This is a genomic window from Halopseudomonas aestusnigri (assembly GCF_002197985.1).
Taxonomy (GTDB): domain Bacteria; phylum Pseudomonadota; class Gammaproteobacteria; order Pseudomonadales; family Pseudomonadaceae; genus Halopseudomonas; species Halopseudomonas aestusnigri.
Map to the genome: position 1 here is coordinate 45,246 of NZ_NBYK01000006.1, position 24,737 is coordinate 69,982.

Consider the following 24,737-nt stretch of genomic DNA (forward strand, 5'->3'; position numbering starts at 1 on the left):
ATTTTCCTGAAGTGCTGCGTCTAGCTTAACGCAGACTGGAGAAAAAACCGCACTTCGTATTGCGTTTGCAGCCGGCGCCTTATGTGCCGCATCAGCGCCGCTGATAGTTGCCAAGATCGTTTTGCCCATGAACACACGACATAAAAAAACCGGGCAAACGCCCGGCTTTCTCGGTACGGCGCAATTACAGCTCGCCGCGCAACGCCTTGAGGAAGATCGCCTGATACTGCTCGGCGTTGTAACGCTGCGGGTTGGTGCTGCCGGCAACATCCTTGGCAGACATCGCGCCAATGGTTTCTGCCTGGGCATCGTCGATGTTGATCTCGGCCAGGGTATGCGGAATACCCAGGTCGGCACGCAGATCCAGCACCCAGTCCAGCATGCCATCGAAGTTCTGCTTCTGCAGACCCAGATAGCGAGCGGCGCGCGCCATTTCCTCTTCGATCACCGGGCGGTTGGCCTGCAGCATATAGGGCATGACAATCGCGTTCAGCAACCCGTGGTGGGCGTCATAGACAGCGCCGAGGCTGTGGGAAACAGCATGAATACCACCCAGACCACGCTGGAAGGCAACCGCACCCATGCTCGAGGCAACCTGCATCTGCAGGCGGGCCTGGATGTCATCGCCCTGCTTGGTCGCGCGCGGCAGGAAGTCCTTGACCAGACGCATGCCTTCCAGCGCGATGCCTTCCGCCATCGGGTGGTAGACCGGCGCACAGAAGGCTTCCAGGTTGTGCGCCAGCGCATCCATACCGGTAGCGGCGGTCAGCTTGGCCGGCAGGCCAACGGTCAGCTCGGGATCCAGCAGCACGATACCCGGGACCATTTTCTGGTGGAAGATGACCCGCTTGACGTGGTTTTCGTCGTCGGTGATCACCACCGCCTGACCCACTTCGGAACCGGTACCTGCGGTAGTTGGCACGGCGACCACCGGCAGCATCTTGCTGGCATCAACCGAACCGGGGCCCGCTTCCCACAGCGTGCAATCCTGATGGGCAACCAGCGCAATGGCTTTGGCCGCGTCAATGGCGGAACCGCCACCAAAGGCGATGACACCGTCGTGGCTGCCGGCCTTGAGAGCGGTTACGCCATCGGCCACGTTGCCACCGGTAGGGTTACCCTTGATAGCGCTGAACAGCCCGACCTGCAGGCCGGCGTCACGGCACAGCTGCAGCGCAGCCTCAACCATCGGCAGGGCCGCCAGGCCCGGGTCCGTCACCAGCAACGGAGAGGTCATGCCCAACTGGCGGCAGGCTTTCGGCAGCTCACTGATGCGCCCTGCACCCACGCGCACGGCGGTGGGGTAATGCCAGTTCATGCTGTAAGACTTGATCTCCATGGTATCTCCGAATTATCAGGTTTTTATGGGTGCAGACGTCCGCCACTGGCGCCCGCCTGTTTTTTTATTGGTCTTCGGGTGCGGGCAAACGCAAGATACAAAATGCAATTATGTCCCGCAACATACTCAAATCTGCCTCTTTCGTCCATGCTTGCTGCGACAAAAGAGCACTTGTCAAAGCAACGCGCAGCGTCCATGTTAGGGACTCGTACCGCTACGATTACACAAGCAGGCCAACCTGCACATAACAGCCCGTGAGGAACACCTGATGAAACACCTGATGATCTCTGCCCTGGGCGCAGCAGCACTGCTGGCGTCAGGCTCGCTGTTCGCAACCGATGGCGAAACCCTCTACAAGACCAAGGCTTGCGTCGCCTGCCATCAGATCGACACCAAGGTCGTAGGACCATCCTACAAGGACGTCGCCGCCAAGTATGCCGGGCAGGACGGTGCGGTGGAAACCGTGGCCGGCCACATCAAGAACGGCATTTCCGGCCTTTGGGGGCCGATTCCGATGCCGGCCAACCAGGTGACCGACGAGGAAGCCCGTATTCTGGCCGAGTGGGTGCTCAGCCAGTAATAACAAAACTCCAACAAAAAACCCGCCACCAGGCGGGTTTTTTGTTGGCTCGGATACCGACTCACTCGTCAGCACCGTCCTTTTTTACTTCGGCTTCCATGCGCTTGAGGCCGATGTGACGGACATCGGTACCCTTGACCAGATAGATGACGTGTTCGGCAATGTTCCGCGCGTGGTCACCGACCCGCTCCAGCGAGCGCAGTACCCAAAGGATGTTCAGAACCCGGCCAATGGAACGCGGATCTTCCATCATGAAGGTCACCATCTCGCGCATCGCGGTCTTGTATTCCTGATCAACCGCCTTGTCCTCACGGGCAACGGCAAACGCCTGTTCGGTGTCCATGCGGGCGAAGGCATCCAGCGCTTCCTGCACCATGCGGCGCACGTGGTGACCGATATGGCGACACTCGACGTAGCCACGCGGTGCCTGCCCCTCCTCCACCAGATCAAGCGCACGCTTGGCGATCTTCGACGACTCGTCGCCGATGCGTTCCAGATCAACGATAATCTTGCTGATGCTCACGACCAGACGCAGGTCGCTGGCAGCGGGCTGGCGACGCGCCAGGATGCGCAGGCAGTCCTGATCGATATCCAGCTCCATCTGGTTGATCGCATCGTCCTTTTCACGGACTTGCTGAGCCAGCCTGGCGTCGCCTTCAACCAGTGCAACGATGGCATCGTTGATCTGCTTCTCGACCAGGCCACCCATTTCCAGCAGGTGGGTACGGATTTCCTCCAGCTCGTCGTTGAACTGCTGGGAAATATGCTGAGTAAACGCTTCTTTATCTGACGGCATGATGCATGTCTCCCTCGGTTAGCCGTACCGACCGGTGATGTAGTCTTCCGTCTGTTTCTTCGACGGATTGGTGAACAGCGTGTTGGTGTCACCAAACTCGATCAGTTCGCCCATGTACATGAAGGCAGTGTAGTCAGACACCCGCGCCGCCTGCTGCATGTTATGGGTCACGATCACAATGGTGAACTTGGACTTCAGCTCGTTGATCAGCTCTTCGATCTTCAGGGTGGAGATCGGGTCGAGCGCCGAGGCCGGCTCGTCGAGCAGCAGTACTTCCGGCTCAACCGCAATGGTGCGGGCGATACACAGACGCTGCTGCTGACCGCCCGACATACCGAGGGCCGACTCGTTCAGACGATCCTTGACCTCATCCCACAGCGCCGCACCCTTGAGTGCCCACTCGACTACCTCATCCAGCGTACGCTTGTTGTTTACACCCTGAATGCGCAGGCCGTAGGCGACGTTCTCGTAGATCGACTTGGGGAACGGATTGGGCTTCTGGAACACCATGCCGACACGGCGGCGCAGTTCGGTGACGTTCACGTCCTTGCCGTAGATGTTCTTGCCGTCGAGCAGGATTTCACCGTCTACGCGGCAACTGTCGACCAGGTCATTCATACGGTTGAAGCAGCGCAGCAGGGTCGACTTGCCGCAGCCGCTCGGGCCGATGAACGCGGTTACCCGGTTGCGCGGAATCCTCATGCTGACGTTGTGCAGGGCCTGCTTGGTGTCATAAAACAGGGACAGGTCCGGCACTTCCAGCGCAATGGACTCCTTGTCCATGTTCAGTTCCTGCTGGGAGCGCCCCAGGGCGCTCATATCCATGGCATGGGTTTTGGTGGTGTTAGACATAATTGTGCGTCCGCCTAGAAAGAGTGATCAGTTTTCCAGCGCCTTGTACTTTTCGCGCAGGTGGTTGCGAATCGAAACCGCAGCAAAGTTGAGCGCGGCAATGACGCCCACCAGCAGCAGCGCAGTGGCATATACCAGCGGCCGCGCTGCCTCGACGTTGGGGCTCTGGAAGCCGACGTCATAAATATGGAAGCCCAGGTGCATGAACTTCTGATCCAGGTGCAGATAGGGATAGTTGCCATTGAGCGGCAGGGTCGGTGCCAGCTTGACCACACCGACCAGCATCAGCGGTGCCACCTCGCCGGCGGCGCGGGCAACGGCGAGAATCAGACCGGTCATCATCGCCGGGCTGGACATCGGCAGAATCACCTTCCACAGGGTTTCCGACTTGGTTGCACCGAGGGCCAGCGAGCCCTCTCGCAGCGACCGTGGAATCCGGGTCAGGCCCTCTTCAGTCGCCACAATCACCACCGGCACGGTCAGCAGCGCCAGGGTCAGTGAGGCCCACAACAGACCGCCGGTGCCCAGGGTCGGCGCCGGCAGCGACTCGGGGAAAAACAGCTGGTCGATATTGCCACCGAGCAGGTAGATGAAGAAGCCGAGACCAAATACGCCGTAAACGATCGAGGGAACACCGGCGAGGTTGTTCACCGCGATGCGGATGGTGCGTGTCACCGCACCCTGCTTGGCATATTCGCGCAGGTAGACCGCAGCCAGCACACCGAACGGCGTAACGATGATCGACATCAGCAGCACCATCATCACGGTACCGAAAATCGCCGGGAACACCCCACCCTCGGTGTTGGCCTCACGGGGCTCATCGCTGACGAACTCCCACAGCTTGCTGAAATAGTGACCAACCTTCGCAGTCGGGCCCATGGCGTTGGGCTGGAATACGCGCACTACCGCACTCAGGTTGATGTCCTTTTCGCGGCCGTCCATCGCTCGCACGCGGATGCTGTCGCGATTGAACTCCCGATAGAGGTCGATCAGGTTGGCTTCCAGCTCCGCATACAGATCATTCTGAACCTTGCGCTCGGCTTCCAGCTGCGCCTTGCGGTCATCGGTCAGCGCATTGTCCAGTTCGTAGCCACGCTCGCGAAGACGAATGCGCTCCAGCTCGGCGTTGATCTTGCCGATAGCGCCGGTCTCCAGCGCATGGATCTCATCGTAAATACCCAGTGCCCGGTCAACCGCCGGCTGCAGTGCTGTCCAGGCCTGATCGCCTTCGGCGATGAGCTGACCGGCCTGCTTGACCTGCAGCAGATAGCCATAGAAGTTGCCCCACTCGCGACGCTCGATAACAACGATATCCTCGGGCGTGCGCTCGTTTTCCAGCCAGTCGGCGACGATCCAGCGGAAATCCGCGCCGTACAGGTCACGATTGCCGACTTTCAGCAGCTCGCGATCCATAAACTCGGTTTTTTCCGGATCCACCGGCAGGCCGGCACCATGCAGACGCTCGGTCGGCACCTGTTCGCGGGTAGTGACCTCACCGATCAGGGTAATGGTCGGCTGACCGGGTATGGTGTATTCCGCCTCGATGACGTCAGCCGGCCAGAAGTGGCTCAGGCCGCGCACAGCGATCAGCAGCAGCAGACCCAGGGTCATGATCACCGCGATGGCGACCGCGCCTGCATTCATCCAGACCCAGGGGCTGCCCGATTTGAACCAGGTTGTGAAGTTGCCTTGTTTCACTGTCTAGAGTCCTGTGGTCAGAGAGAGGCGTATTTCTTGCGCAGGCGCTGACGAATCAGCTCCGCCGCCGTGTTCATCAGGAAGGTAAAACTGAGCAGCACCAGCGCTGCCAGGAACAGCACCCGGTAATGGGTACTGCCCACTTCCGATTCCGGCATTTCGACCGCGATATTGGCCGACAGAGTGCGCATGCCTTCGAAGATGTTCCAGTCCATGATCGGCGTGTTGCCGGTGGCCATCAGCACGATCATGGTTTCACCTACCGCACGGCCCATGCCGATCATCACCGCGGAGAAGATACCCGGGCTGGCGGTCAGAATGACCACGCGACTGAGCGTCTGCCACGGGGTGGCGCCCAGCGCCAGCGAGCCTTGAGTCAGGTGGCGGGGCACACTGAATACCGCGTCTTCGGCAATCGAGAAGATGGTCGGGATCACCGCAAAGCCCATGGCCAGACCCACCACCAGTGAGTTGCGCTGATCGAAGTTGATGCCCATGTCGCGGGTCAGGAACACCCGCATGTCGCCACCAAAGAACCAGGCCTCGATATAGACGCTCATGGCAAAACAGGCCCAGCCCAGCAGCATCACCACCGGGATCAACAGCACCGCTTCCCAGCCCTCGGGTACCCGCAGCCGGATACGTGCCGGCAGACGGCTCCAGCCGTAGGCAAAGGCGATAAACACGATCGGCGTCAGGATCAGCAGAGAGACGATACCCGGCAGATTGTCTTCCAGCAGAGGCGCCAGCCAGAGACCGGCGAGGAAGCCGAGAATCACCGTCGGCAGCGCCTCCATCAGCTCGATAATCGGCTTGACCTTGCGGCGCAGCGCCGGCGCCATGAAGTAGGCGGTGTAGACCGCGGCGGCGATCGCCAGCGGCGTTGCCAGCAGCATGGCGTAGAAGGCCGCCTTGAGGGTACCGAAGGTCAGCGGCGCCAGGCTCAGCTTGGGTTCAAACTCGGAGGTGGCCGAGGTCGACTGCCAGACGTAATCCGGCTCCGGATAGCTTTCGTACCAGACCTTGCCCCACAGCGAGCTCCAGGAAATCTCCGGGTGCTCGTTATGCACGTCCCAGTAGCTCAACTCGCCGTTACCGTGCTCCACCAGCAGATGATCGGCACGCGGACCGATGGCTACGGCGCTCACCGTACCCTCGCCCAGCGGCTCGACCAGCAGATTATTGTGCGCGGTTGAGTTGTAGATGCCCAGCTGACCAGCCGTATCGACAGCAAGGAACACCTTGCGACGCTCTTCAGGCTGGATCAGCGCAATCGACTCGCCCTGCTGCTGATCGAAATCACGTACTTCGGTCAGCAGCGGGTGGCCGTTGCCACGCACCATAAACCATTGTTTCAGCTCGCCGCTGCTGTCACCGACAATCAGCGAAATACCGCCGAGCATCAGATTGACCGAAGTAATCGAGGTGCCCATGCCCTCAACCACCTTGTAGCGACCATTGAGCTCGCCCTTTTTGCGCAGCGCCAGCACATCGATGTGCTGCTCACCGTTGACCACATACATCCACTGACGCAGCGGATCGATCAGGATGCGAGTGACCTCGCCTTGAGCGGGGTCGAGTGCCAACCGGGATTCGCTGCGAGTTTCGGCACCGGTCATCATGTTGCGCTTGATGCTGACACTGGTCGCCACCAGATCGCTGCCGATGCTGCCGGCCAGGGTCAGACCGTTACTGTCGCTGCTCATGGCGACCTGATCCAGTGCACGCCCCTGCTCGTCCAGGGTGATCGCTTCCTGACCGTAGGGGAAGTTAAGGCTGGGCGTAATCAGCCGCACATCGTCCGGATAGGTCACCTTGTAGTCATGCTGGGCAATCAGCACCTGGCCATTGCTCAGCCCCACCACAAAGCGACGGGAATTGGGGGTTTCCACACTAAAGCTGGTCACCTGCGCACCGGCCGGAATCGGCAGCTGCTGTTGCAGCACCGCCTTGCCGTCACGGGCATTGAAAAAGCTCACCTGGCCGCTCCGGGCCACGCGAATCGCCACCTCGCCCTGCTCTTCCATCGCCAGCATCAGCGGCGGATCGTCGGCCTGCACCCAGCTTGCACTGTAACGCTCGCGTTCCTCGATCTCGGCCCCACCGAACAGCGGCAGCACCTCATACAGCAGATAGAGGAAAATCAGCAGGACAGCGACAATAACGCCAAGACCACCGACCGCAACGTACCAACGGGTAAAATGGTCCTTGAAATGACGCATGGCCCGATGGCGCTGCATCGCCGGAGTATTGAAGTCGACGCTGGACGTCTTGGATGGGGATTGGGTAGTCATGGCGCACACCCTACAGGGTCAATGTGACGAATTGATTACAGCCTGGTGACGGCAAAAAAGGGGCGTGTCAGTGACACCCCCCTTTTTTGCCCGGCATCCGTGCCCGACAGCTGCGAACTTAGAAACCCAGTTGCTCGTGGACGTTGTCCACAGCGCGCTTGGGCATCGGCACGTAACCGTCCTTGAAGACCACTTCCTGACCCTGCTTGGACAGCATCATCTTGACGAACTCGCGCTCCAGCGGAGCCAGCTCGCCGTTCGGGGCCTTGTTCACGTAAACGTAGAGGAAGCGCGACAGCGGGTAAGTACCGGCGATAGCGTTCTCTTCGTTGGCTTCGATGAACGGCTGACCTTCTTCTGCCGCCAGCGGGATGGCGCGAACGCTGGAGGTACGGTAGCCCAGACCGGAGTAGCCGACCGCGTTCAGCGACTGGCTGACCGACTGAACAACAGAAGCAGAGCCCGGCTGTTCGTTCACGCCGCTGCGGAAGTCACCCTTGCACAGCGCATTTTCCTTGAAGTAACCGTAGGTACCGGAAACCGAGTTGCGGCCGTAGAGCTGGATGTCACGATCAGCCCAGGCACCGGTCAGACCCAGCTTGCCCCAGGTATCCAGATCTTCACCACCGCACAGGCGGGTAGCAGAGAAGATACCGTCAACCTGAGCCATGGTCAGGCCTTCGATCGGGTTGTCCTTGTGAGCGAAGACAGCCAGGGCGTCGATAGCAACCGGAACAGCGGTCGGCTTGTAGCCATAACGCTCTTCAAATGCCTGGATCTCGCTGTCTTTCATCATGCGGCTCATCGGAGCCAGGTTGGAGGTACCCTCGGTCAGAGCCGGCGGCGCAGTGGACGAACCTGCGGCCTGGATCTGAATGTTGACGTTGGGGTACAGGCGCTTAAACTCTTCGGCCCACAGGGTCATCATGTTGGCCAGAGTATCGGAGCCGACGCTGGACAGGTTGCCGGATACACCGCCGACACGCTGGTAGTCTTCCAGGGCCGGATCAACGGCGGCAAAGCTGGAGCTGGCGGCGACGCCGGCGGCAGCGAAGGTCACAGCAGCGAACAAGCGCTTGAGTTTCATGTCATTCTCCTGTTGAGGTAGTGTTTGCAACACGCGACTCAGTATTGGGATGCGATGTGACAACTCTATTCAGGAATTATGACAATTGTGTGAAGGGCGCAAACTCCGCGAGATAGCGGGCACAACGCGCTCACACAACGATTGAGAGCCTGCCCCCAATCCCTTACCATAGGCGGCTTGCCGCGCGATCGGCGTTCCGCCGAAGCTTGGCACAACAATTACAATAGACCACTGTCGAGTCTACCAATGCACGAATTAGATACCGATCCCGTGCCACAGGGCGAACTGGCGCTGAAAATTACGGCCCTGCCGCGGGACTGCAACAGCTTTGGCGACATTTATGGTGGCTGGCTGGTAGCCCAGATGGATACCGCCGGCACCAGTATCGCGGCCCGCATAGCACGCGGCCGCGTTGCCACCGTTGCGATTGACCGCATGGGGTTCATGGTGCCGGTTCCGGTTGGCGCCCAGCTCGCGTTCCATGGCGAAGTACTGGATATCGGCCGCAGCTCGATCAAGATCCTGGTCGAAGTCTGGAGCGAAGATCTGGCCCACGACGAAAGCCGCAAGGTAACCGAAGCCACCTTCGTCTTCGTAGCCATCGACGATCGCGGCCGCACCCGGGTCATCCCGTCCTGATCTAGACGGCTGCCCGGCGGCCCTGACGGACTGCTGTCACATGTTCCAACGCCTTACCGCTGCGGGCCTCTCACTGGCCTGCCTCATCGACCGTGCCACCAGCCTGCTGGGGCGTAGCGTTGCCTGGCTGACACTGCTCATGGTACTGCTCACCTGCGCCGTGGTGGTGCTGCGTTACGGCTTCGATATCGGCGCCACCGCCACCCAGGAACTCATTCTCTACGCGCACTCGCTGGTGTTTCTCGGCGCCGCAGCCTGGGCTCTGCAGCGCGATGCCCATGTACGCGTCGACATTTTCTTCCGCCGCCTGCAGCAGCGCGGCAAGGCGCTGGTCGACCTGACCGGCAGCCTGCTGTTTCTGCTGCCCATGTGCCTGTTTCTGGCGTACAACTGCTGGGATTACGTCGGCATGTCGTGGCAACGACAGGAGCGCTCGGCCGATGCCGGCGGTCTGCCCTGGGTCTATCTGCACAAGAGTTTCATCCTGCTGCTGGTCGCCAGCCTGCTGCTGCAGGCCGTGGCACAGATCCTCAAAACGCTGGCGGTACTGAGTGGCGTCCGGCCAGGACACCTGCCAGCCAGTCATGAGGAGCACCTGTAATGGGCGGGGAATTCATGGCGATTGCGCTGTTCGTCTGTCTCTGTCTGGCGTTGATGGCCGGCTACCCGGTGGCTTTCACCCTGGGCGGCATCTCGCTGCTGTTCGCCGGTATCGGCATCGTCTTTGACCTGTTTGAGCCGAGCTTTCTGGGCGCCCTGCCGAGCCGACTGTATGGCACCATGACCAATCAGACACTGATGGCGGTGCCGCTGTTCGTGTTCATGGGTGTCATGCTGGAGAAATCACGCATCGCCGAGGATCTGCTCGACGCCATGGCGCGACTGTTCGGTGGTTTGCGTGGCGGACTGGCCTTCTCGGTCTGCATTGTCGGGGCGTTGCTCGCCGCCAGCACCGGCATTGTCGGCGCCACCGTGGTCACCCTCGGCCTGCTGGCGCTGCCGACCATGCTGCGCCGCGGCTACGACCCGGCGCTGGCTACCGGCACGCTGGCGGCAACCGGCACCCTCGGGCAGATTATTCCGCCGTCGATCATTCTGGTGCTGCTCGGTGACGTGCTGTCCAACGCCTATCAGCAGGCGCAGCAACGGCTCGGCATTTTTTCACCCAAGACCGTCACCGTCAGCGACCTGTTCGTCGGCGCGCTGCTGCCGGGATTGCTGCTGGTAGTGCTGTATCTGCTGTATCTGGCCTTTGTCGCCTGGCGCCAGCCGGAAAAACTGCCAGCGCCGACGCCGCAAGAGCGCAGCGCCGTCTCAATCGCCCAATTGCTGCGCAGCCTGCTGCCACCGTTGCTGCTGATCGTGGCGGTGCTCGGCTCCATTCTGGGTGGTGTCGCCACACCGACCGAGGCCGCCGCTGTCGGCGCGTTGGGGGCAGGTCTGCTGGCGCTGGGCAAGGGGCAGCTGAGTATCGTCAAGCTGCGCGAGGTGGCCCAGGCCACCGCCGAAATCAGCGCCATGGTATTCATGATTCTGCTCGGCGCGTCGATCTTTTCGCTGGTATTCCGCGGGTTCGGTGGCGACGAGCTGATCCACGAGCTGTTCCACTCGCTGCCGGGCGGCGCCTTTACCGCCACACTGGTGGTGATGCTGGTGATCTTTCTGCTCGGTTTTATTCTCGACTTTATCGAGATCACCTTCGTGGTCGTGCCGATTGTCGGCCCGGTACTGTTGAGCATGGGCATCGACCCAGTCTGGCTCGGAGTGATGATCGCGCTGAACCTGCAAACCTCGTTCCTCACCCCGCCGTTCGGCCTGTCGCTGTTCTATCTGCGCGGCGTCACGCCTGCCAGCGTCCCTACCTCGGCCATCTACCGCGGGGTATTGCCGTTTATCGTCATACAGTTGCTGATGCTGGTGATCGCCGCCTGCTGGCCAGGGCTGGTGACCTGGTTGCCCACACTGCTGGCGCAATAACACCGGCCCAACCGGGCACCCGCCCGGTCGGGCCGCCTGCAGCGCTTCAGCCATCCTTGCCGGCAGCCACCTCAACACCCACTCTATCCTCCAGCAGCGCACTGGTCGCGGTCTGCACATAGGCCTTGAGCTGCTCCTGCAGATCGTCCGGCACCTGTGCCTGCTCGGTGACAGTGGCCTGCGGACCGAGCTGGTAGCGGTAGGCACGGGGCTGCTCACCACGCGGCTGCACCACCAGTTCATCACCGCGCAACAGCCCCACCGTCTGACCGCCGCCTGACGGCTTGATCACGCCAAAGCCCTTGTCACCGGCAGGCAGCGCCAGCAGATCACGCCCCCAGCACTGCTGCTGCACCGCGCCGCCGAGGCGCCCCATGATGGTCGGCACTACGTCAACCTGGGTGCCGACAATGTCATTGCGCTGGCCAAAGCGCTCGGTGATACCGGGCGCGATCAGCAGCAGGGGCACGTTGAAGCGCAGCAGATCGAGATCGGTCAGCTGGCGCGGCGTGCCGAATCCATGATCGCCGATCACCACAAACAGCGTGTCCTTGTACCAGGGCTCATTGCGGACCTGATCGAAGAACCGGCCCAGCGCCCAGTCGGAATAGCGCATGGCGGTCAGGTGCTCGTCGTTAACACCCTGCCCGCTCACGGCACCCACCGGCAGCGGGTCTGGCAACGCGTAAGGCGTATGGTTGGACAGGGTCTGCAGCAGCGCGTAGAACGGGCGCGTATGATCCAGCGCATTCAGTTCGGTGACAGCGCGGTCAAACATGTCCTGATCGGATACGCCCCAGGTCGGGTCGGAAAAGACCGGATTGACGTAGTCATTGCGGCCGATGAAGTGGCGCATGCCCTGCTTGCCGAAAAAGCCCTTCTGATTGTCCCAGGCAAAGTCGCCGTTATAGACATACAGGTCGTCAAAACCGCGCTGGCTCAGCAGCTGCGGCAACCCGGAAAACGCATGGCCACCCTCCGGCTCCTGCATCAGGTACTCGAAGCCCGGCAGGTTGGGGAAGCAGGCCATGGTCGCGAACATGCCCTGATGGGTGTGGGTGCCGTTGGAGAAGTAGCGGGTAAACAGCAACCCCTCCCTGCTCAGCCTGTCGAACTCGGGGGTAATGCCCAGCGGCGAGCCCAGCGCACCGGTGTAGTAGCCGGCAAAGCTCTCCATCAGTACCACCACCACATTGCGCACCGGCAATACGCTATCGACAGCGGGTTCAGATACGCGACGCACCGGCGCCAGCTCAGCGTCAATCAGCCGGTCATGTTCGGTCAACAGCAGGCTTCGGGTAATCCCGGTCGCCTGGTCATCGTCCATCAAACCAAGCCAGGCGTTATTGCGATGATCAGAGAACTGCGCCTTGGCGGCCGAATACAGGGTCAGCGCCGGCGTCAGGCCGAGTTGATTGGCAAAGGTCGAATCGGTGGTGAAAGCGTCCCCCCAGCGCAGCGGCGGGCCCTGACGCAGGGTGCCACGAGCCAGAACCGTTGAACTGACCAGCAACAGCAGCAGCACCGAGATGCGAGCTGTCAGCGCACCCAGACGGCTGTGCCTACGGTTCGCTGCGGTCGCGGGCAGCCTGGTACTGCGGTCCAGCCAGCGAAAACCGCGATACATCAGCCAACTGACCAGCGCCATACCCAGCAGCAAGCGCACCACCGGAAAGCCATACCAGAGCATGCTCAGTACAGTCGCCGGATCTTCCTGCAGATACTGGAACACCAGCGTGTTCAGGCGCTGGTGAAACTCACGGTAGAAGCTCAGCTCGACAGTGCCAAGCAGGCAAAGCAGCACGGTTGCCAGCGTCAGCCACAGGCACTGCAGCGTGCGCATGGCCATCAGCCGCGCGCTGAGGACGGTCAGCATCAGCGGCGCACCGACGATAACGACGACCCGCAGGTCGAAACGCAGGCCGTTGAAGAAGGCTTCCAGCAAATCGCCACGGGTTACCTCGGCGGCCAGCTCCCAGTTCCAGGCCAGCAGCGCGCCGCGCAGCAGGGTCAGCATGAGCGTCAGCGCCGCCAGCGCACCGACGATAAATATCAGTTGACCGCGCAGGCCAACCACCGGCCGGCTGGCCGGAGCAGTAGAAAGGGTCATCAAACAGGTTCCACAGACAGGCCCGCTCAGGCGGGCGAGAACAGAATCAGGCTCCAGACGCTGGTGATCAGCAGCAACGCCAGCATTTGTGCGGCGCTGCCCAGATCCTTGGCGCGCTTGGACAGCGGGTGCAGCTCAAGCGAAATACGATCCACTACCGCCTCTATGGCCGAATTGATCAGCTCAACGATCAGTGCCAGCAGCACCACCCCGACCATCAGTGCGCGCTCTACGCCGCTGACCGGCAACCAGAACGCCAGCGGGATCAGCACTACGGCCAAAAACAGCAACTGGCGGAAGGCGGCCTCAAAGGTCAAGGCTGCCCGCAGGCCGGCGAGCGAGTAACCCGCCGCCTTGATGATCCTGACCACACCTCCGCGACTTTTCAGTTTCAGCGCATCGTCAGCGCCGGACAGGGGCTCAGGCCGCATGACGGCTGTCCCCGTTACCGCCGGTCAGGCTCTGATAGCAGGCCAGAAAATACTGCCAATCCTCGTCAGGCATCCCTTCGCGGTGGCGGCGCAGCTGGTCCAGGTCATGCCGCACCGCTCGACTGCGCAGCAGGCGACGACGGCTCTTCTCCAAATCCAGCAGTGCGACCTCGGCCCGGTCGCCGTTAACCCGGACATAGATATGCTTGGCGTACAGACAACCGTGCTGACGGCGCCCCCCGTGCAGCCGCCGCAGCACCACAGCCAACTGCTGCAGTACGGCACGTCGCCGGGTTACTGTCTCATCGCTGGCGTACCACTGGCCCAGACTGACAAAACCAGTCAGCTCTTCGGTCACCAGCAACCCTTGCCACTGTCCTTGATGCTCACGGGCAGCACAAAAAACCAGTTTGGGTACCGGCACACCAAGTTGCTCGCAGGCACGCAGCGCCAGCTCCTCCCTCAGCACCGTGGGCCGGCCAAGAGGGTGCAACCAGGTACGATAGACATGCCCAACCTGACGCTTGCTGTACAAGCGGGGCAAGCCGCGACTCTGGGGCGGCAGCAACTTGACCCCGCTCTGGCCACCGCGGCGCTGATTCGGCTCCTCTACCCACTTGCCGTCCATTTCCCACCAACGCTCGAAGCGTGCCTGACCAAAGGATGGCAATCGGCCCCGAGCCGAGATCACGGCGCTCATGCGTCCGCCTTGCGCAGCACGTAGACCCGCCACATGGCGTAGCCGGGCAGGAAATCGTGGTGGCTGATTTCGCTGAAGCCCGCCTCGCGAAACTCGGCTTCAATGACCTCGCGGGCCACAACAAAGCGGTTCTGATTCTGGCCGGCACGTCCTCGCTTTGCCCGGCGCGCTTCCAGACGACTGCGCTTCCAGGACTTGTAATTGCCATCGACCCAGAGCGAGATGATCAGGGTATCGCGGGTGACACGGGCGCATTCACGCAGCAGGGCAAGACGGTGCTCATGGTCGGCAACGTGGTGAATCAGCCGCATGCAGAAGATGCTGTCGACCGCGTTATCGCCCAGATCGATATCAAAGGCAGAGGTCTGGAACGCCTTGACCCGCCTTACCACCTCCGTCGGCTGGCCGGCCAGTGCGGTCTGGATCATGTCCGCCGAATTGTCGGCAGCCAGAATGACCCGATTCGGCGCCTCGGCCAGCAACGGCCAGAAGCGGCCAGCGCCGCAGGGCAGGTCCAGCACCAGATTGGGATCACCGGCGTCTTTCAGCGCGCGGCGGGCCAACTGCATGTCACGCCAGTTGGACAAACGACGCGACAAACCGGCCTGATGCTTGTCGAAATACTGTTGTGAGTGATCGCGGTCGTACTTGTCGGAGAACGCGAGCTCGATCGGTTTGCTTTCGGACATGACAATAACCCTGGTGGGAGTAGGTGCTGCCAGACTAGGCGCCCACGGATCAAGGTCGTGTCAAAGCGATGTCAAAATTTCGTGAAAAGCCAGAGGCCGAGCGATATCGGCCCGCGCGCTCGGCGGTGCAGCGGGCAATCAACCCAGCCGCACATCGAAACAGCTGCCGCCGGCGGCCAGCGAATGCATGCTGACTGACCAGCCCTGATGGGCGCAGATACGCTTGACCAGCGACAGCCCCAGCCCCAGCCCTTCACCACGGGCCTGGTTGCCACGGACAAAGGGTTCGAAGATGTCGCTTTGCTGGTCGGTTGGCACCCCGGGCCCGGTATCTTCCACGCGGAAGCAGCCCGCCCCCAGCAGCAATCGAACCTGCCCCTGTTCGGTGTAGTGCAGCGCATTGCGCAGCAGATTGGACATGACCGTGCCGAGCAATCCCGGATGATACTGGCCGCTATCCTCCGCCTCGACGATCAGCTCAAAACCCAGGCCCTTGTCGGCAAAGGCGCCCTGCCAGCGCTCGACCTGCTCCTGCGCAACCGAGAGCAAGGACGCATTGCCGGTCATCCTGACCGGCTGGCCCTTGGCTCGCGCCAGCAGCAGGAAGGTACCAACCAGCTCGCGCATCTCCTCGGCAGCTCGGGCGATGCGCTCGACCTGCCGTTGCTCGCGCTCGCTCAACTCGGCCGCTTCCAGCAGCTCGGTCGAGGTGGCGATAATCATCAACGGCGTGCGCAGTTCGTGACTGACATCGCCGGTAAACAGCCGTTCGCGCTCCAGCGACAGACGCAGGCGGCTGAGGGTGGAATCGAAGGCCTCGGCCAGGTGGCCAACCTCGTCGTCCGGGTATTCCGGCGCCAGTGGCGGTGCCAGCGGCAGCAATTGATCCCGGTGTCGCACCTGACCGGCCAGCCGGATGATCGGCGCCAGAATCTTTTGTGCCATCAGCAAACCCAGCAGACAGCCCAGCAGCACACTCAGCAGGAAGCCGGCAAATACTACGGCAAACAGCACCCGCTCGCGGGCCTCGAACTCAGCCTGCTCCTGAACCAGAATAAAACGCTGCGCGCCAATCTCGCGAACGTAGACATAGGCAGCCTGATCGTCGCCCACCAGTTCGCTGAAGCCCCCGTCGAGCGAGCGCAGCGACTCCGGTATCTCATAGCCCGGCATGTGAGAGGCATACAGCCGGGTCTTGCTGTCGAGCCGGGGCGGCTGACCGCGGGCCAGGTCCTGCTCCAGTACGGTAGTCAGTTCCTCGCTCATCTCCTGGGAGACCAGATGCTCCTCGACAAAATGCACAATGCCGACAATCCCCAGCGAAAACACCCCGCTGACCGCCAGCGTCATCAAGGTGAAGGCAATTACGATACGCCGGCGCAGCGGCTGTTTGCGAATCATTGCGCCGGCTCCGAAAGGCTGTAACCAACCCCGTGCACGGTGTGAATCAGCGGCGTTTCAAAGGGTTTGTCGACGATCTGACGCAACTGGTGAATATGGCTGCGCAGGCTGTCACTGTCGGGTAGCTCGTCGCCCCAGAGCGCCTCTTCCAGCACAGTACGGCGAATCACCGCCGGGCTCTTGCGCATCAGCACTTCCAGCAGCTTGAGCCCGACCGGGTTGAGCTTGAGCGCCTTGCCGGCACGGCTGACCTGAAGGGTATCAAGGTCATAGCTCAGATCGCCGACCTCCAGTCGATGACGACCGCCACCGCTGCTGCGGCGCAGGATGGCTTCAATACGGGCTACCAGTTCGGATAGCGCAAAGGGTTTGAGCAGGTAATCATCGGCGCCAACCTTCAGGCCCTTGAGCCGATCGTCCAGCGCATCACGCGCGGTCAGCATGATGATCGGCGTGTCACGACCGGCGTCCTCGCGCAGCCGCTGACACAGCTGATAGCCGTCCATGCCCGGCAGCATGATATCCAGCACAATCAGATCGTAGTGCTCGCTGACCGCCAGATGCAGCCCCGAAACCCCATCCTGGGCGCAGTCCACCGTGTAGCCCTTGAGCTGCAGGTAGTCCATCACGTTGGCGAGGATATCGCGGTTATCCTCAATGACCAGAATACGCATGCAGGAGCTCTCCAGAAAACCACACGGCTTGACGAAATTTTCACAGCGCGTTGACGCAGCGCCGACAGCAAGATCACCACACTGCGACGGTCGATTTCAACTATGGACTGTCACATGCCCCTGCTCAAATCCGCCCAGGCCCGTTTCCTTGGCTTGCTCGCAGCCCTCTGGCTCGGTGTTTTCGTTGTCACCCGTTCGATCCTGTTGCTGACCCACCTGGGCGAAGCGCAGCTCAGCGCCAGCGGTGTGCTGCGGCTGTATGGCGAAGGAATGATCTATGACCTGACCTTCCTGCTCTACGCCTTCGCGCCACTGGCGCTCTACCTGCTGCTGTGCCCTGCCAGGGTCTGGCGCAAGCGCTGGCATCTGCGTCTGCTGCAGGCAGCCATGACCTTCGGCGTCTTCCTGATGCTGTTCACTGCGGTCGCCGAATGGCTGTTCTGGGACGAGTTCGGGGTGCGCTTCAACTTCATCGCGGTCGACTATCTGGTCTACTCCGACGAGGTGATCAACAACATCCTCGAGTCCTACCCGGTCTATCCGCTACTGGCAGCGCTGACCGTCATCGCCGTGATCACCACCGCGCTGCTGCAACCACGAGTTCGCCGCATCGCCGCAGCCCCCTTGCTGAGCTGGCCCGAACGCGGCATCAGCCTGGCAGGCGCAGTTACAGCCGTCGCCCTGAGCATTCTGGTGGTTGGGCAGGGCTTTCCGCGCAGCAGCGGCGGCAACGCCTATCAGCACGAGCTGGCCAGCAACGGGCCGTACCAGTTCTTTGCCGCCTTCCGTAACAACGAACTGGACTACACCCAGTTCTACCCGCAACTGCCCGAGGCAACCGCTGCGAGCGCCCTGCGTGAGGAAGTCAGCGAAGCAAATGCCCGCTTTGTCGACACCGACCCGATGGGCGTTCGCCGGCAGATCGACAACCCCGGCCAGCCGCGCAAGCTGAACCTGATTCTGGTCACCATCGAAAGCCTCAGCGCCAAGTACATGGGCAGCGAAGGCGATGCCCGCAACCTGACCCCAAACCTCGATGCGCTGCGCAAGCAGAGCCTCTACTTCAGCCAGTTCTACGCCACCGGCACCCGCACCACCCGCGGCCTGGAAGCCATCACCCTGTCGATCCCGCCGACCCCCGGCCGCTCGATCGTCAAGCGCATCGGCCGCGAAACCGGGTTTGCCAGCCTCGGCCAGCAACTCGGCGCGCAGGGCTACGACAGCGTGTTTGTCTACGGCGGTCGTGGCTACTTCGACAACATGAACGCCTTCTTCGCCGGCAACGGCTACCGGGTAGTCGATCAGGCCAGCGTACCTGACGAGGAAGTGACCTTCACCAACGCCTGGGGTATGAGCGACGAAGACCTCTACAACCAGACCCTGAAGCTGGCCGACGCCGATGCCGCTGCAGGCAAGCCGTTCCTGCTGCAGCTGATGACTACCTCCAACCACCGCCCCTACAGCTATCCGGAAGGTCGCATCGACATCCCCTCCGGCACCGGCCGCGAAGGCGCGGTGAAATACACCGACTATGCCATCGGCCAGTTCCTCGCGCAGGCGCGTGAGAAACCCTGGTTCAAGGACACTGTCTTCGTGTTCGTTGCCGACCACACCGCCGGCAGCGCCGGCAGGGAAGACCTGCCGGTGCACAACTACCACATCCCGCTGTTCGTCTACGCCCCAGGCCTGATCGGCGCCCGCGAGGACAGCCGCGTGGCCAGCCAGATCGATCTGGCGCCGACGCTGATGGGCCTGCTGAACATGGATTACACCTCGACCTTCTTCGGCCACAACCTGCTGCGCCCGGATACCGGCCCGGGGCGGGCGCTGATCGGTAACTATCAACATCTGGGCCTGTTTGACGGTCAGGATCTGGCGATCCTCAGCCCACGCGGCCTGATCCGTCGGCACGACGACGCCATGGGCCTGAGCGTAGAAAAGGCGGCGCAGGCCACTGATCCGCTGGTCCGTCGCGCCATCGCCTACTACGAGGGCGCCAGCTACGACTACGGCCACCAGCTATTGGCGTGGCAACCTTCCAGCAGCCACCCTGTCCGTCAGGTAAGCCAGCGATGAGCCGCAGCGCGCGCCCAACCAGCCCCTTTCCGGTCGGACGCTGGCTGCTGATTCCGGCTGCGGTCATGGCGCTGATGCTGGTGTTTGACACCAGCACGCTGGACTTCTGGTTCTCCGACCTGTTCTACGTACCGGGCGACGGCTTCGTCGGCCGCCACAGTTTCTTCCTCGAAGATATCCTGCACGACCGGGTCAAGCAGGCGGTGATCGTGATCGGCGTGCTGGCGATTATCGGGTTTGTGCTGAGCCTGCTGCCGACCCGGCTGCGGCGCTGGCGGCCGGAACTGGGCTATCTGGTGCTGTCGCTGGCACTGGCTACCAGCCTGGTCACCCCGCTCAAGCAACTGACCAACGTGCCCTGCCCCTGGAGTCTGGTGCAATACGGCGGCACGGAGATTCACACACCGCTGCTGTCGGCCCGCCCGGACACTAACAAGGCCGGGCGCTGCTGGCCCGGCGGTCATGCCTCCTCCGGGTTCTCCCTGCTGGCCTTGTTCTTTGCCCTGCGTGACCGCTTTCCCCGGGCCGCCCGCGGCGCCCTGATCGGCGCACTGGCTCTGGGCACCGTGCTGTCACTCGGGCGCACCATGCAGGGCGCGCATTTCCTCTCGCACAACGTCTGGACCCTGTTGTTCGACTGGTGCATCTGTCTGCTCTGCTACCGGCTGCTGCTGTATCGGCCAGCCGTCGCAGCCCGTAACGTCAGCCAGGCTGGGGAGCTCCGCCATGAAGCCGCGTAACATATTGCTTGCAACCGGCCTGCCGTTGGCGCTGCTGAGCATCATCGCTCTGGCCCGGCCCGACGTCTTGCGCAGCGACCACGTCGACATGCCGGCCCCCACCCTCAGCGCCGGGCAGGCACGTCCAGCCAACTGGGCCACCCCGATTGATCCGCAGCTGCGTCTGTATCGCATGGGCCCCAACCTGTATCGCAGCGCCCTGCCGGACAGCGGAGACCTGTCGACGCTGCATGCGCAAGGTATCCATACCGTGATCAATTTCTACCAGCGCAACGACGACTGGCTCGACGGCAGCGAGCTGACCGCCATCCACGAACCACTGCACGCCGACCGGGTAACCGACACCGACGTGATCCGCGTGCTGCGCGCGATCCGCGCCAGTCAGCAGCAGGGTGGTGTGCTGATCCACTGCAAGCACGGGCAAAACCGCACCGGGCTGATGGCCGCCATGTACCGCATGGTGTTCGACGGCTGGAGCCGCGAACAGGCGCTGGCCGAGATGCTCGAAGGCGGCTTCGGCGACGGAGAGCTGATGACCGATGCGGTCGGCTACCTGAATCGGGTCGACGTGGCGGCCGTGCGCGCCGCAATAGACGGCGGCAGCTGCAGCACCAGCGTGCTGGCGCTGTGTCACGTCAGCGACTGGTGGCGCCACCAGAGCAGTGAGATCGATCAGCAGGTCGCGCAGCTGGAAGACTGAGCCATCAGGGTGCCGGGTGGTCCGGCTTGCTGATCAGCCAGACCATCTGGCCAACCACCCGCTCGGCAGCGACCGATCCCCAGTAACGGCTGTCGTTTGAGTTATCGCGGTTGTCACCGAGGAAGAAGTAATGCCCCTCCGGCACCCTGAAGGTCTGAATCGACTGCTGAGCCGCACTGTCCAGCTGCTGCACCCGATAGGATTGCCCGCCCAGTTGCTCGCGGTAGATTCGCACCCCATTGGCGTCTGACAGCAGCTCGCGCGGCAGGCGCTCACCATTGATCACAACCCCATCCCGCGTCAGGGCAATCACGTCACCGGGCAGCGCGATCAGCCGTTTGACGTAGAGCATGTCGTGGTCAGGCGGATAGAACACATAGACCTTTCCGCGCTGCAGGCGGGCCGCATCCAGGCGGTCGCTACCGGGCAGGGTGAAGCCAAACAGGCTGCGATGGGCAAAACCCCACTTCTGCGCCACAAACAGATTGCCCTCAACCAGCGTCGGGTGCATTGAGGCCGACGGCACCTGATAAGGCTCGTAAAGGAAGGTCCGCGCACCCAGAATCGCGAACATCACCGCCAGATAAAGCCCCACTGCCACGCTGGCACGATTGAACCAGCGGCGCGGCGTCGATGCATCGTGGCGGCGCGCGATCAGCACCGCGTGCAGCGGACAGATCAGGCTGAACGCCAGTGTCAGGGCCAGCTCGAAGTACCAGTCGATCCCGGCGACCACCAGCGTCACCGGAAGATAACCCCAGAACAGACGCGGGCGATTGACGTAGAGAAACACGAACGGCTGCAGCACGATACCCAGCAGCACAGTCAGCCAGAGGCGGGGTTTCCAGGGTGACGGCACAACAGCTCCTTGCATACAGGGCCAACGCGGCCCATCAGAGCGTTATGACCACAATCAGGCGGCCGTGTTGCAACCGGCTTCAAGGCGGATGATCAACACACACAGCAACAGCGCAGGCAGCGTGGTCGTTACCGGGTTGAATGCACCGACCAACAGCGCCGGGGTAACCCGGGCAACGCCGGCAAGCAGGCCGAGTAACCCGAGTGCGGCGGCGACCACGGGCCAGCGGCCAAACCAGCCGAACAGAATTACTAGCCCGAGCAGTACCTCGGCCACCCCGGCCAGTGATGAAATCACCTGTGCATCAAGCCCCAGACCGGCCGCCTCGATCATCTGCATTTCGACCGGACTGGGAAACAGCAGCTTGGGTATCAGACCGTGATAAATGAAAACAAATGCCAGCATCCAGCGGCACCAGCGGGCCATCTTCAGCAGGTCCGGGTTACTCATCGACAAAGCGCCCCGCGTGATCGGCCGAGGGCAGCCGGCACAGGTCATAGCGGCCAAACAGCCGGTAGCGATTCAGCGCAATACGGTCGTACAGCCAGTCGCGCAGCGGGCGCGGGATCAGCTGAAACACGCACAGAGCGCGCCATGGCCAGCCAAGCTGATGCATGACAACAAAGAACGCCGCGCTCTTCTCGAAGCGGCGCTCGCCATCCACCACCAGCATGGTTTCAAAGGTATCGGTCGGATAGTTGTGCTCCGCGAGCAGCCGCTGCCCCGCCGCCGACTGCACGCTGCACAGCCGGAACCGGCGCGCGGCATCGTGCTCGATAATAAAGTTGGCCCAGGCGCTGCAGAGCTTGCAGACACCGTCGAACAGAATGATGGGGGCGGGCACGATCTATCCTTTGCAGTTGCAGCCGGGAACACTCCCAAAGCATAACAGCCGCCAGCGGCAGATGTCAGATCACCTGCTGGTACAGTCCGGCCCGGTACTGGCAGTAAGTATCAAGGAACTCCCAGACCTCACAGATCTTTGCGTCGCAGCAGCGAAAGCGCAGCAGATACTGGTTCAGATAGGGCTCACCGCTGCAGGTCTGCGCCGTCAGCTCGAAATGCACGACGACATTGTCGCCTTCCCATATCAGCGCATGGCGACGGATCTGCAGGGTAGCAAAATCCAGCCAGCCGGCCCCCTTGGCCATCATCCCGAGAACACCGTCAATGCCGGAAAAAACGCTGCCGAAAGGGTGCGCCGGCGGCAGGTGCCAGCGAATATCCGCAGCCAGATAGTCGGTAATCGGTGCCGCACTGCGCCCCTCTACCGAATCGAAATAACGCTCAACCAGTTCCTTGCTGTTCATGTTCAGCCTCACAATGAATTCAGCAAAGCCTGCCCGAGCCTCTCGGGAAACAAATCGTTCAGATGGAGGAGACGTGCCGGCGTCAACCCGCCCCAAGCAACTTGCTGAAATGCAGAAACTGCCGGTCACGCTCCCAGCCACTGGCTTCGTACAATCGCTGCGCCGAAGTGTTGTCGGTCGCGGTTGCCAGCTCTATGCGCACCGCGCCCTGCGCACGCGCCTGATCTTCGGCAGCCGCCAGCAGGGCTCCGGCAACGCCCTGACGACGATGGCCGGAGCCGACATACAGGTCATACAAGATGCTGATTGGCGCCATGTCGACCGAACAGAACGTCGGATACAGCTGACAGAATCCGGCCAGCTCGCCTTCGCCGACCATCGCCATCAGCACCACTGAGTCGCCACGCTGCAGACGCAGGCGCAGATAGTCGATCGCGCCCGCCCGATCGGCCGGCTGCTGATAAAACTGGCGATACAGATCAAACAACTCGCCCACCCGCTCGGCATCCGCCGCACTGGCGCGCTTGATATGGATACTGGGCATTGTGCTTCCTCCGCAGCGGACGCTGTTGAGACCCCGCGAGGCCTGACCGGCGCACTCGCGGGACCGGGAAGGGGCTGAATCAGCTACGCAGATCGTACATGGCCTTTTCGCTGATCGCGTGCCAGGCCTGGATCTTCTCGCGGAAGGCCTGCATGGAATCCCACACCTCACGGTTCAGCGGATCCATCGCGGCGGTCTCTTCCAGCACATCAGCACTGATGTCGCGCAGGCGCTCCAGCACCGCATCAGGCAGCCGACGCAGCTGGACGTTATGCTCGTCGACCAGGGTATGCAGCGCCTCGGCATTGCGCCGGCCATACTCATCCAGCATGGCCTGGTTGGTCGAGCGGGCCGCATCGATGACAATACTGCGCAGGTCGTCCGGCAGCTCGGCCAGCTTCTGCTTGTTGATGGTCAGCTCCAGCACCGCGCAGGGTTCCTGCCAGCCCGGGTAATAGTAGAACTGCGCCGCCTTGTGCAGACCAAAGGCCAGATCGTTATAGGGGCTGACCCAATCGGTCGCATCGATGACGCCGGTCTGCAGCGAGGTGAAGATCTCGCTGCCCGGCAGGTTGACCGTAGTGGCACCGGCACGCGACAGCACCTCGCCGCCAAAGCCCGGCATACGGATTTTCAGGCCCTGCAGGTCGTCCAGACTGTTGATCTCCTTGTTGAACCAGCCGGCCATCTGCACGCCGGTGTTGCCGCACGGCAGCGGCACCACGCCGAGCGGGTCATAGGCCTTCTGCCACAACTCCAGCCCGCCGCCCTCGTACAGCCAGGCATTCATCTCCTGGGCGTTCATGCCGAACGGCACGGCGGTAAAGAACGGCGCCGCCGCGCTCTTGCCCTTCCAGTAATAGGCCGCGCTGTGGCCCAGCTCAGCGGTGCCGCCAGAAACAGCGTCAAAGACTTCAAGCGCCGGAACCAGAGCACCGGCGGCAAACACCTGAATGCTCAGCCGGCCATTGGACAGCCGCTCAACCGTGTCCGCAAAGTGCTGGGCGGTGGTGCCCAGACCAGGAAAGTTCTCCGGCCAGGACGTCACCATCTTCCAGCGAAAGCGCTGTTCGGCTGCCGCCGGCGCACTGCCGGCAGGCGCGCTGTCGTCCTTGCAGCCAACCAGTGCCGCCGCGCCCAGACCCAGACCCGCGGCCGTCAACAATTCACGTCTATCCATTCTTTTAGCTCCAAGCTGTTAGCGGCAAGCTGCAAGCTGTCCGCGTCTGATTTTGGACTGA

25 protein-coding genes are annotated in these 24,737 nt (G+C 62.0%); 7 read left to right on the plus strand and 18 right to left on the minus strand.

Annotated elements, in window-relative coordinates; genetic code table 11:
* Window positions 1-184 precede the first annotated feature (184 nt).
* Complete coding sequence (locus B7O88_RS10355) at window positions 185-1,339, minus strand: iron-containing alcohol dehydrogenase (protein WP_088275791.1); 1,155 nt, start codon at window positions 1,337-1,339, stop codon at window positions 185-187.
* A gap of 280 nt (window positions 1,340-1,619) precedes the next feature.
* Here B7O88_RS10355 and B7O88_RS10360 point away from each other — a divergent pair, with 280 nt between their 5' ends.
* A complete protein-coding gene (locus tag B7O88_RS10360) occupies window positions 1,620-1,919 on the plus strand; it encodes a c-type cytochrome (RefSeq protein ID WP_228246055.1) in 300 nt (99 codons plus the stop codon).
* Between the two features lie 61 nt (window positions 1,920-1,980).
* Here B7O88_RS10360 and phoU read toward each other — a convergent pair whose 3' ends face one another.
* The 5 genes from phoU to B7O88_RS10385 all read right to left on the minus strand — a co-directional run bounded on the left by phoU (window position 1,981) and on the right by B7O88_RS10385 (window position 8,646).
* Window positions 1,981-2,715 (minus strand): phosphate signaling complex protein PhoU, encoded by a 735-nt coding sequence (gene phoU, locus B7O88_RS10365; protein WP_088275794.1) that lies wholly within the window; start codon window positions 2,713-2,715, stop codon window positions 1,981-1,983.
* An 18-nt stretch (window positions 2,716-2,733) separates the two neighbouring features.
* Entirely contained in the window at window positions 2,734-3,567 is an 834-nt protein-coding gene (pstB, locus tag B7O88_RS10370) for a phosphate ABC transporter ATP-binding protein PstB (RefSeq protein WP_088275795.1), read from the minus strand.
* A gap of 27 nt (window positions 3,568-3,594) precedes the next feature.
* Complete coding sequence (pstA, locus tag B7O88_RS10375) at window positions 3,595-5,265, minus strand: phosphate ABC transporter permease PstA (protein WP_088275796.1); 1,671 nt, start codon at window positions 5,263-5,265, stop codon at window positions 3,595-3,597.
* 17 nt (window positions 5,266-5,282) lie between these two features.
* Window positions 5,283-7,559, minus strand: a complete 2,277-nt coding sequence (locus tag B7O88_RS10380) for an ABC transporter permease subunit (RefSeq protein ID WP_088275797.1) — start codon at window positions 7,557-7,559, stop codon at window positions 5,283-5,285.
* 118 nt (window positions 7,560-7,677) lie between these two features.
* Window positions 7,678-8,646 (minus strand): PstS family phosphate ABC transporter substrate-binding protein, encoded by a 969-nt coding sequence (locus B7O88_RS10385; RefSeq protein WP_088275799.1) that lies wholly within the window; start codon window positions 8,644-8,646, stop codon window positions 7,678-7,680.
* Window positions 8,647-8,892: 246 nt separating this feature from the next.
* Between B7O88_RS10385 and B7O88_RS10390 the strand changes: the two genes are divergently transcribed.
* From B7O88_RS10390 to B7O88_RS10400, 3 genes are read left to right on the plus strand one after another with little or no spacing between them, the layout of a single operon-like run.
* Window positions 8,893-9,285 carry an acyl-CoA thioesterase gene (locus tag B7O88_RS10390; protein WP_088275800.1) on the plus strand — a complete coding sequence of 131 codons (393 nt, stop codon included), beginning with the start codon at window positions 8,893-8,895 and terminating at the stop codon, window positions 9,283-9,285.
* Between the two features lie 40 nt (window positions 9,286-9,325).
* On the plus strand, window positions 9,326-9,886 hold the full coding sequence (locus B7O88_RS10395; protein WP_088275801.1) for a TRAP transporter small permease subunit: 561 nt from the start codon (window positions 9,326-9,328) through the stop codon (window positions 9,884-9,886).
* Entirely contained in the window at window positions 9,886-11,262 is a 1,377-nt protein-coding gene (locus tag B7O88_RS10400; protein ID WP_088275802.1) for a TRAP transporter large permease, read from the plus strand. Before B7O88_RS10395 ends, B7O88_RS10400 begins: the two co-directional genes overlap by 1 nt.
* A gap of 46 nt (window positions 11,263-11,308) precedes the next feature.
* Here the strand turns inward: B7O88_RS10400 and B7O88_RS10405 are convergent, their stop codons facing one another.
* From B7O88_RS10405 to B7O88_RS10430, 6 genes are all read right to left on the minus strand, one after another.
* Window positions 11,309-13,372, minus strand: coding sequence for an LTA synthase family protein (locus tag B7O88_RS10405; protein WP_088275803.1), 2,064 nt, complete (start codon window positions 13,370-13,372; stop codon window positions 11,309-11,311).
* A 26-nt stretch (window positions 13,373-13,398) separates the two neighbouring features.
* Complete coding sequence (locus B7O88_RS10410; protein ID WP_088275805.1) at window positions 13,399-13,803, minus strand: diacylglycerol kinase; 405 nt, start codon at window positions 13,801-13,803, stop codon at window positions 13,399-13,401.
* Window positions 13,793-14,503, minus strand: a complete 711-nt coding sequence (locus tag B7O88_RS10415) for a lipopolysaccharide kinase InaA family protein (RefSeq protein ID WP_088275806.1) — start codon at window positions 14,501-14,503, stop codon at window positions 13,793-13,795. The genes B7O88_RS10410 and B7O88_RS10415 overlap by 11 nt, the downstream gene beginning before the upstream one ends.
* On the minus strand, window positions 14,500-15,192 hold the full coding sequence (locus tag B7O88_RS10420; RefSeq protein ID WP_088275807.1) for a class I SAM-dependent methyltransferase: 693 nt from the start codon (window positions 15,190-15,192) through the stop codon (window positions 14,500-14,502). Before B7O88_RS10420 ends, B7O88_RS10415 begins: the two co-directional genes overlap by 4 nt.
* 138 nt (window positions 15,193-15,330) lie before the next feature.
* The gene (locus tag B7O88_RS10425) at window positions 15,331-16,593 is read right to left on the minus strand and encodes a sensor histidine kinase (RefSeq protein WP_088275808.1); all 1,263 of its coding nucleotides are present in this window, start codon (window positions 16,591-16,593) and stop codon (window positions 15,331-15,333) included.
* Window positions 16,590-17,267: a response regulator transcription factor gene (locus tag B7O88_RS10430; RefSeq protein ID WP_088275809.1), complete on the minus strand. Its 678-nt coding sequence runs from the start codon at window positions 17,265-17,267 to the stop codon at window positions 16,590-16,592. The genes B7O88_RS10425 and B7O88_RS10430 overlap by 4 nt, the downstream gene beginning before the upstream one ends.
* A 114-nt stretch (window positions 17,268-17,381) precedes the next feature.
* On the opposite strand from B7O88_RS10430, the gene B7O88_RS10435 reads away from it, so the two are divergent.
* From B7O88_RS10435 to B7O88_RS10445, 3 genes are read left to right on the plus strand one after another with little or no spacing between them, the layout of a single operon-like run.
* Window positions 17,382-19,343 carry an LTA synthase family protein gene (locus B7O88_RS10435; RefSeq protein WP_088275811.1) on the plus strand — a complete coding sequence of 654 codons (1,962 nt, stop codon included), beginning with the start codon at window positions 17,382-17,384 and terminating at the stop codon, window positions 19,341-19,343.
* A complete protein-coding gene (locus B7O88_RS10440; protein WP_172409663.1) occupies window positions 19,340-20,083 on the plus strand; it encodes a phosphatase PAP2 family protein in 744 nt (247 codons plus the stop codon). Before B7O88_RS10435 ends, B7O88_RS10440 begins: the two co-directional genes overlap by 4 nt.
* Window positions 20,070-20,783, plus strand: a complete 714-nt coding sequence (locus tag B7O88_RS10445; RefSeq protein WP_088275812.1) for a dual specificity protein phosphatase family protein — start codon at window positions 20,070-20,072, stop codon at window positions 20,781-20,783. Before B7O88_RS10440 ends, B7O88_RS10445 begins: the two co-directional genes overlap by 14 nt.
* Window positions 20,784-20,787: 4 nt before the next feature.
* Here the strand turns inward: B7O88_RS10445 and lepB are convergent, their stop codons facing one another.
* From lepB to B7O88_RS10475, 6 genes are all read right to left on the minus strand, one after another.
* On the minus strand, window positions 20,788-21,642 hold the full coding sequence (gene lepB, locus B7O88_RS10450; protein ID WP_160003178.1) for a signal peptidase I: 855 nt from the start codon (window positions 21,640-21,642) through the stop codon (window positions 20,788-20,790).
* 54 nt (window positions 21,643-21,696) lie between these two features.
* On the minus strand, window positions 21,697-22,092 hold the full coding sequence (locus B7O88_RS10455; RefSeq protein ID WP_088275814.1) for a DoxX-like family protein: 396 nt from the start codon (window positions 22,090-22,092) through the stop codon (window positions 21,697-21,699).
* The gene (locus tag B7O88_RS10460) at window positions 22,085-22,486 is read right to left on the minus strand and encodes a thiol-disulfide oxidoreductase DCC family protein (protein ID WP_235005772.1); all 402 of its coding nucleotides are present in this window, start codon (window positions 22,484-22,486) and stop codon (window positions 22,085-22,087) included. Before B7O88_RS10460 ends, B7O88_RS10455 begins: the two co-directional genes overlap by 8 nt.
* Window positions 22,487-22,550: 64 nt before the next feature.
* Window positions 22,551-22,952 carry a nuclear transport factor 2 family protein gene (locus tag B7O88_RS10465; RefSeq protein WP_088275815.1) on the minus strand — a complete coding sequence of 134 codons (402 nt, stop codon included), beginning with the start codon at window positions 22,950-22,952 and terminating at the stop codon, window positions 22,551-22,553.
* Window positions 22,953-23,034: 82 nt separating this feature from the next.
* Window positions 23,035-23,496, minus strand: coding sequence for a GNAT family N-acetyltransferase (locus tag B7O88_RS10470; protein WP_088275817.1), 462 nt, complete (start codon window positions 23,494-23,496; stop codon window positions 23,035-23,037).
* Between the two features lie 79 nt (window positions 23,497-23,575).
* Window positions 23,576-24,676 (minus strand): TRAP transporter substrate-binding protein, encoded by a 1,101-nt coding sequence (locus B7O88_RS10475; protein ID WP_088275819.1) that lies wholly within the window; start codon window positions 24,674-24,676, stop codon window positions 23,576-23,578.
* Window positions 24,677-24,737: the final 61 nt, after the last annotated feature.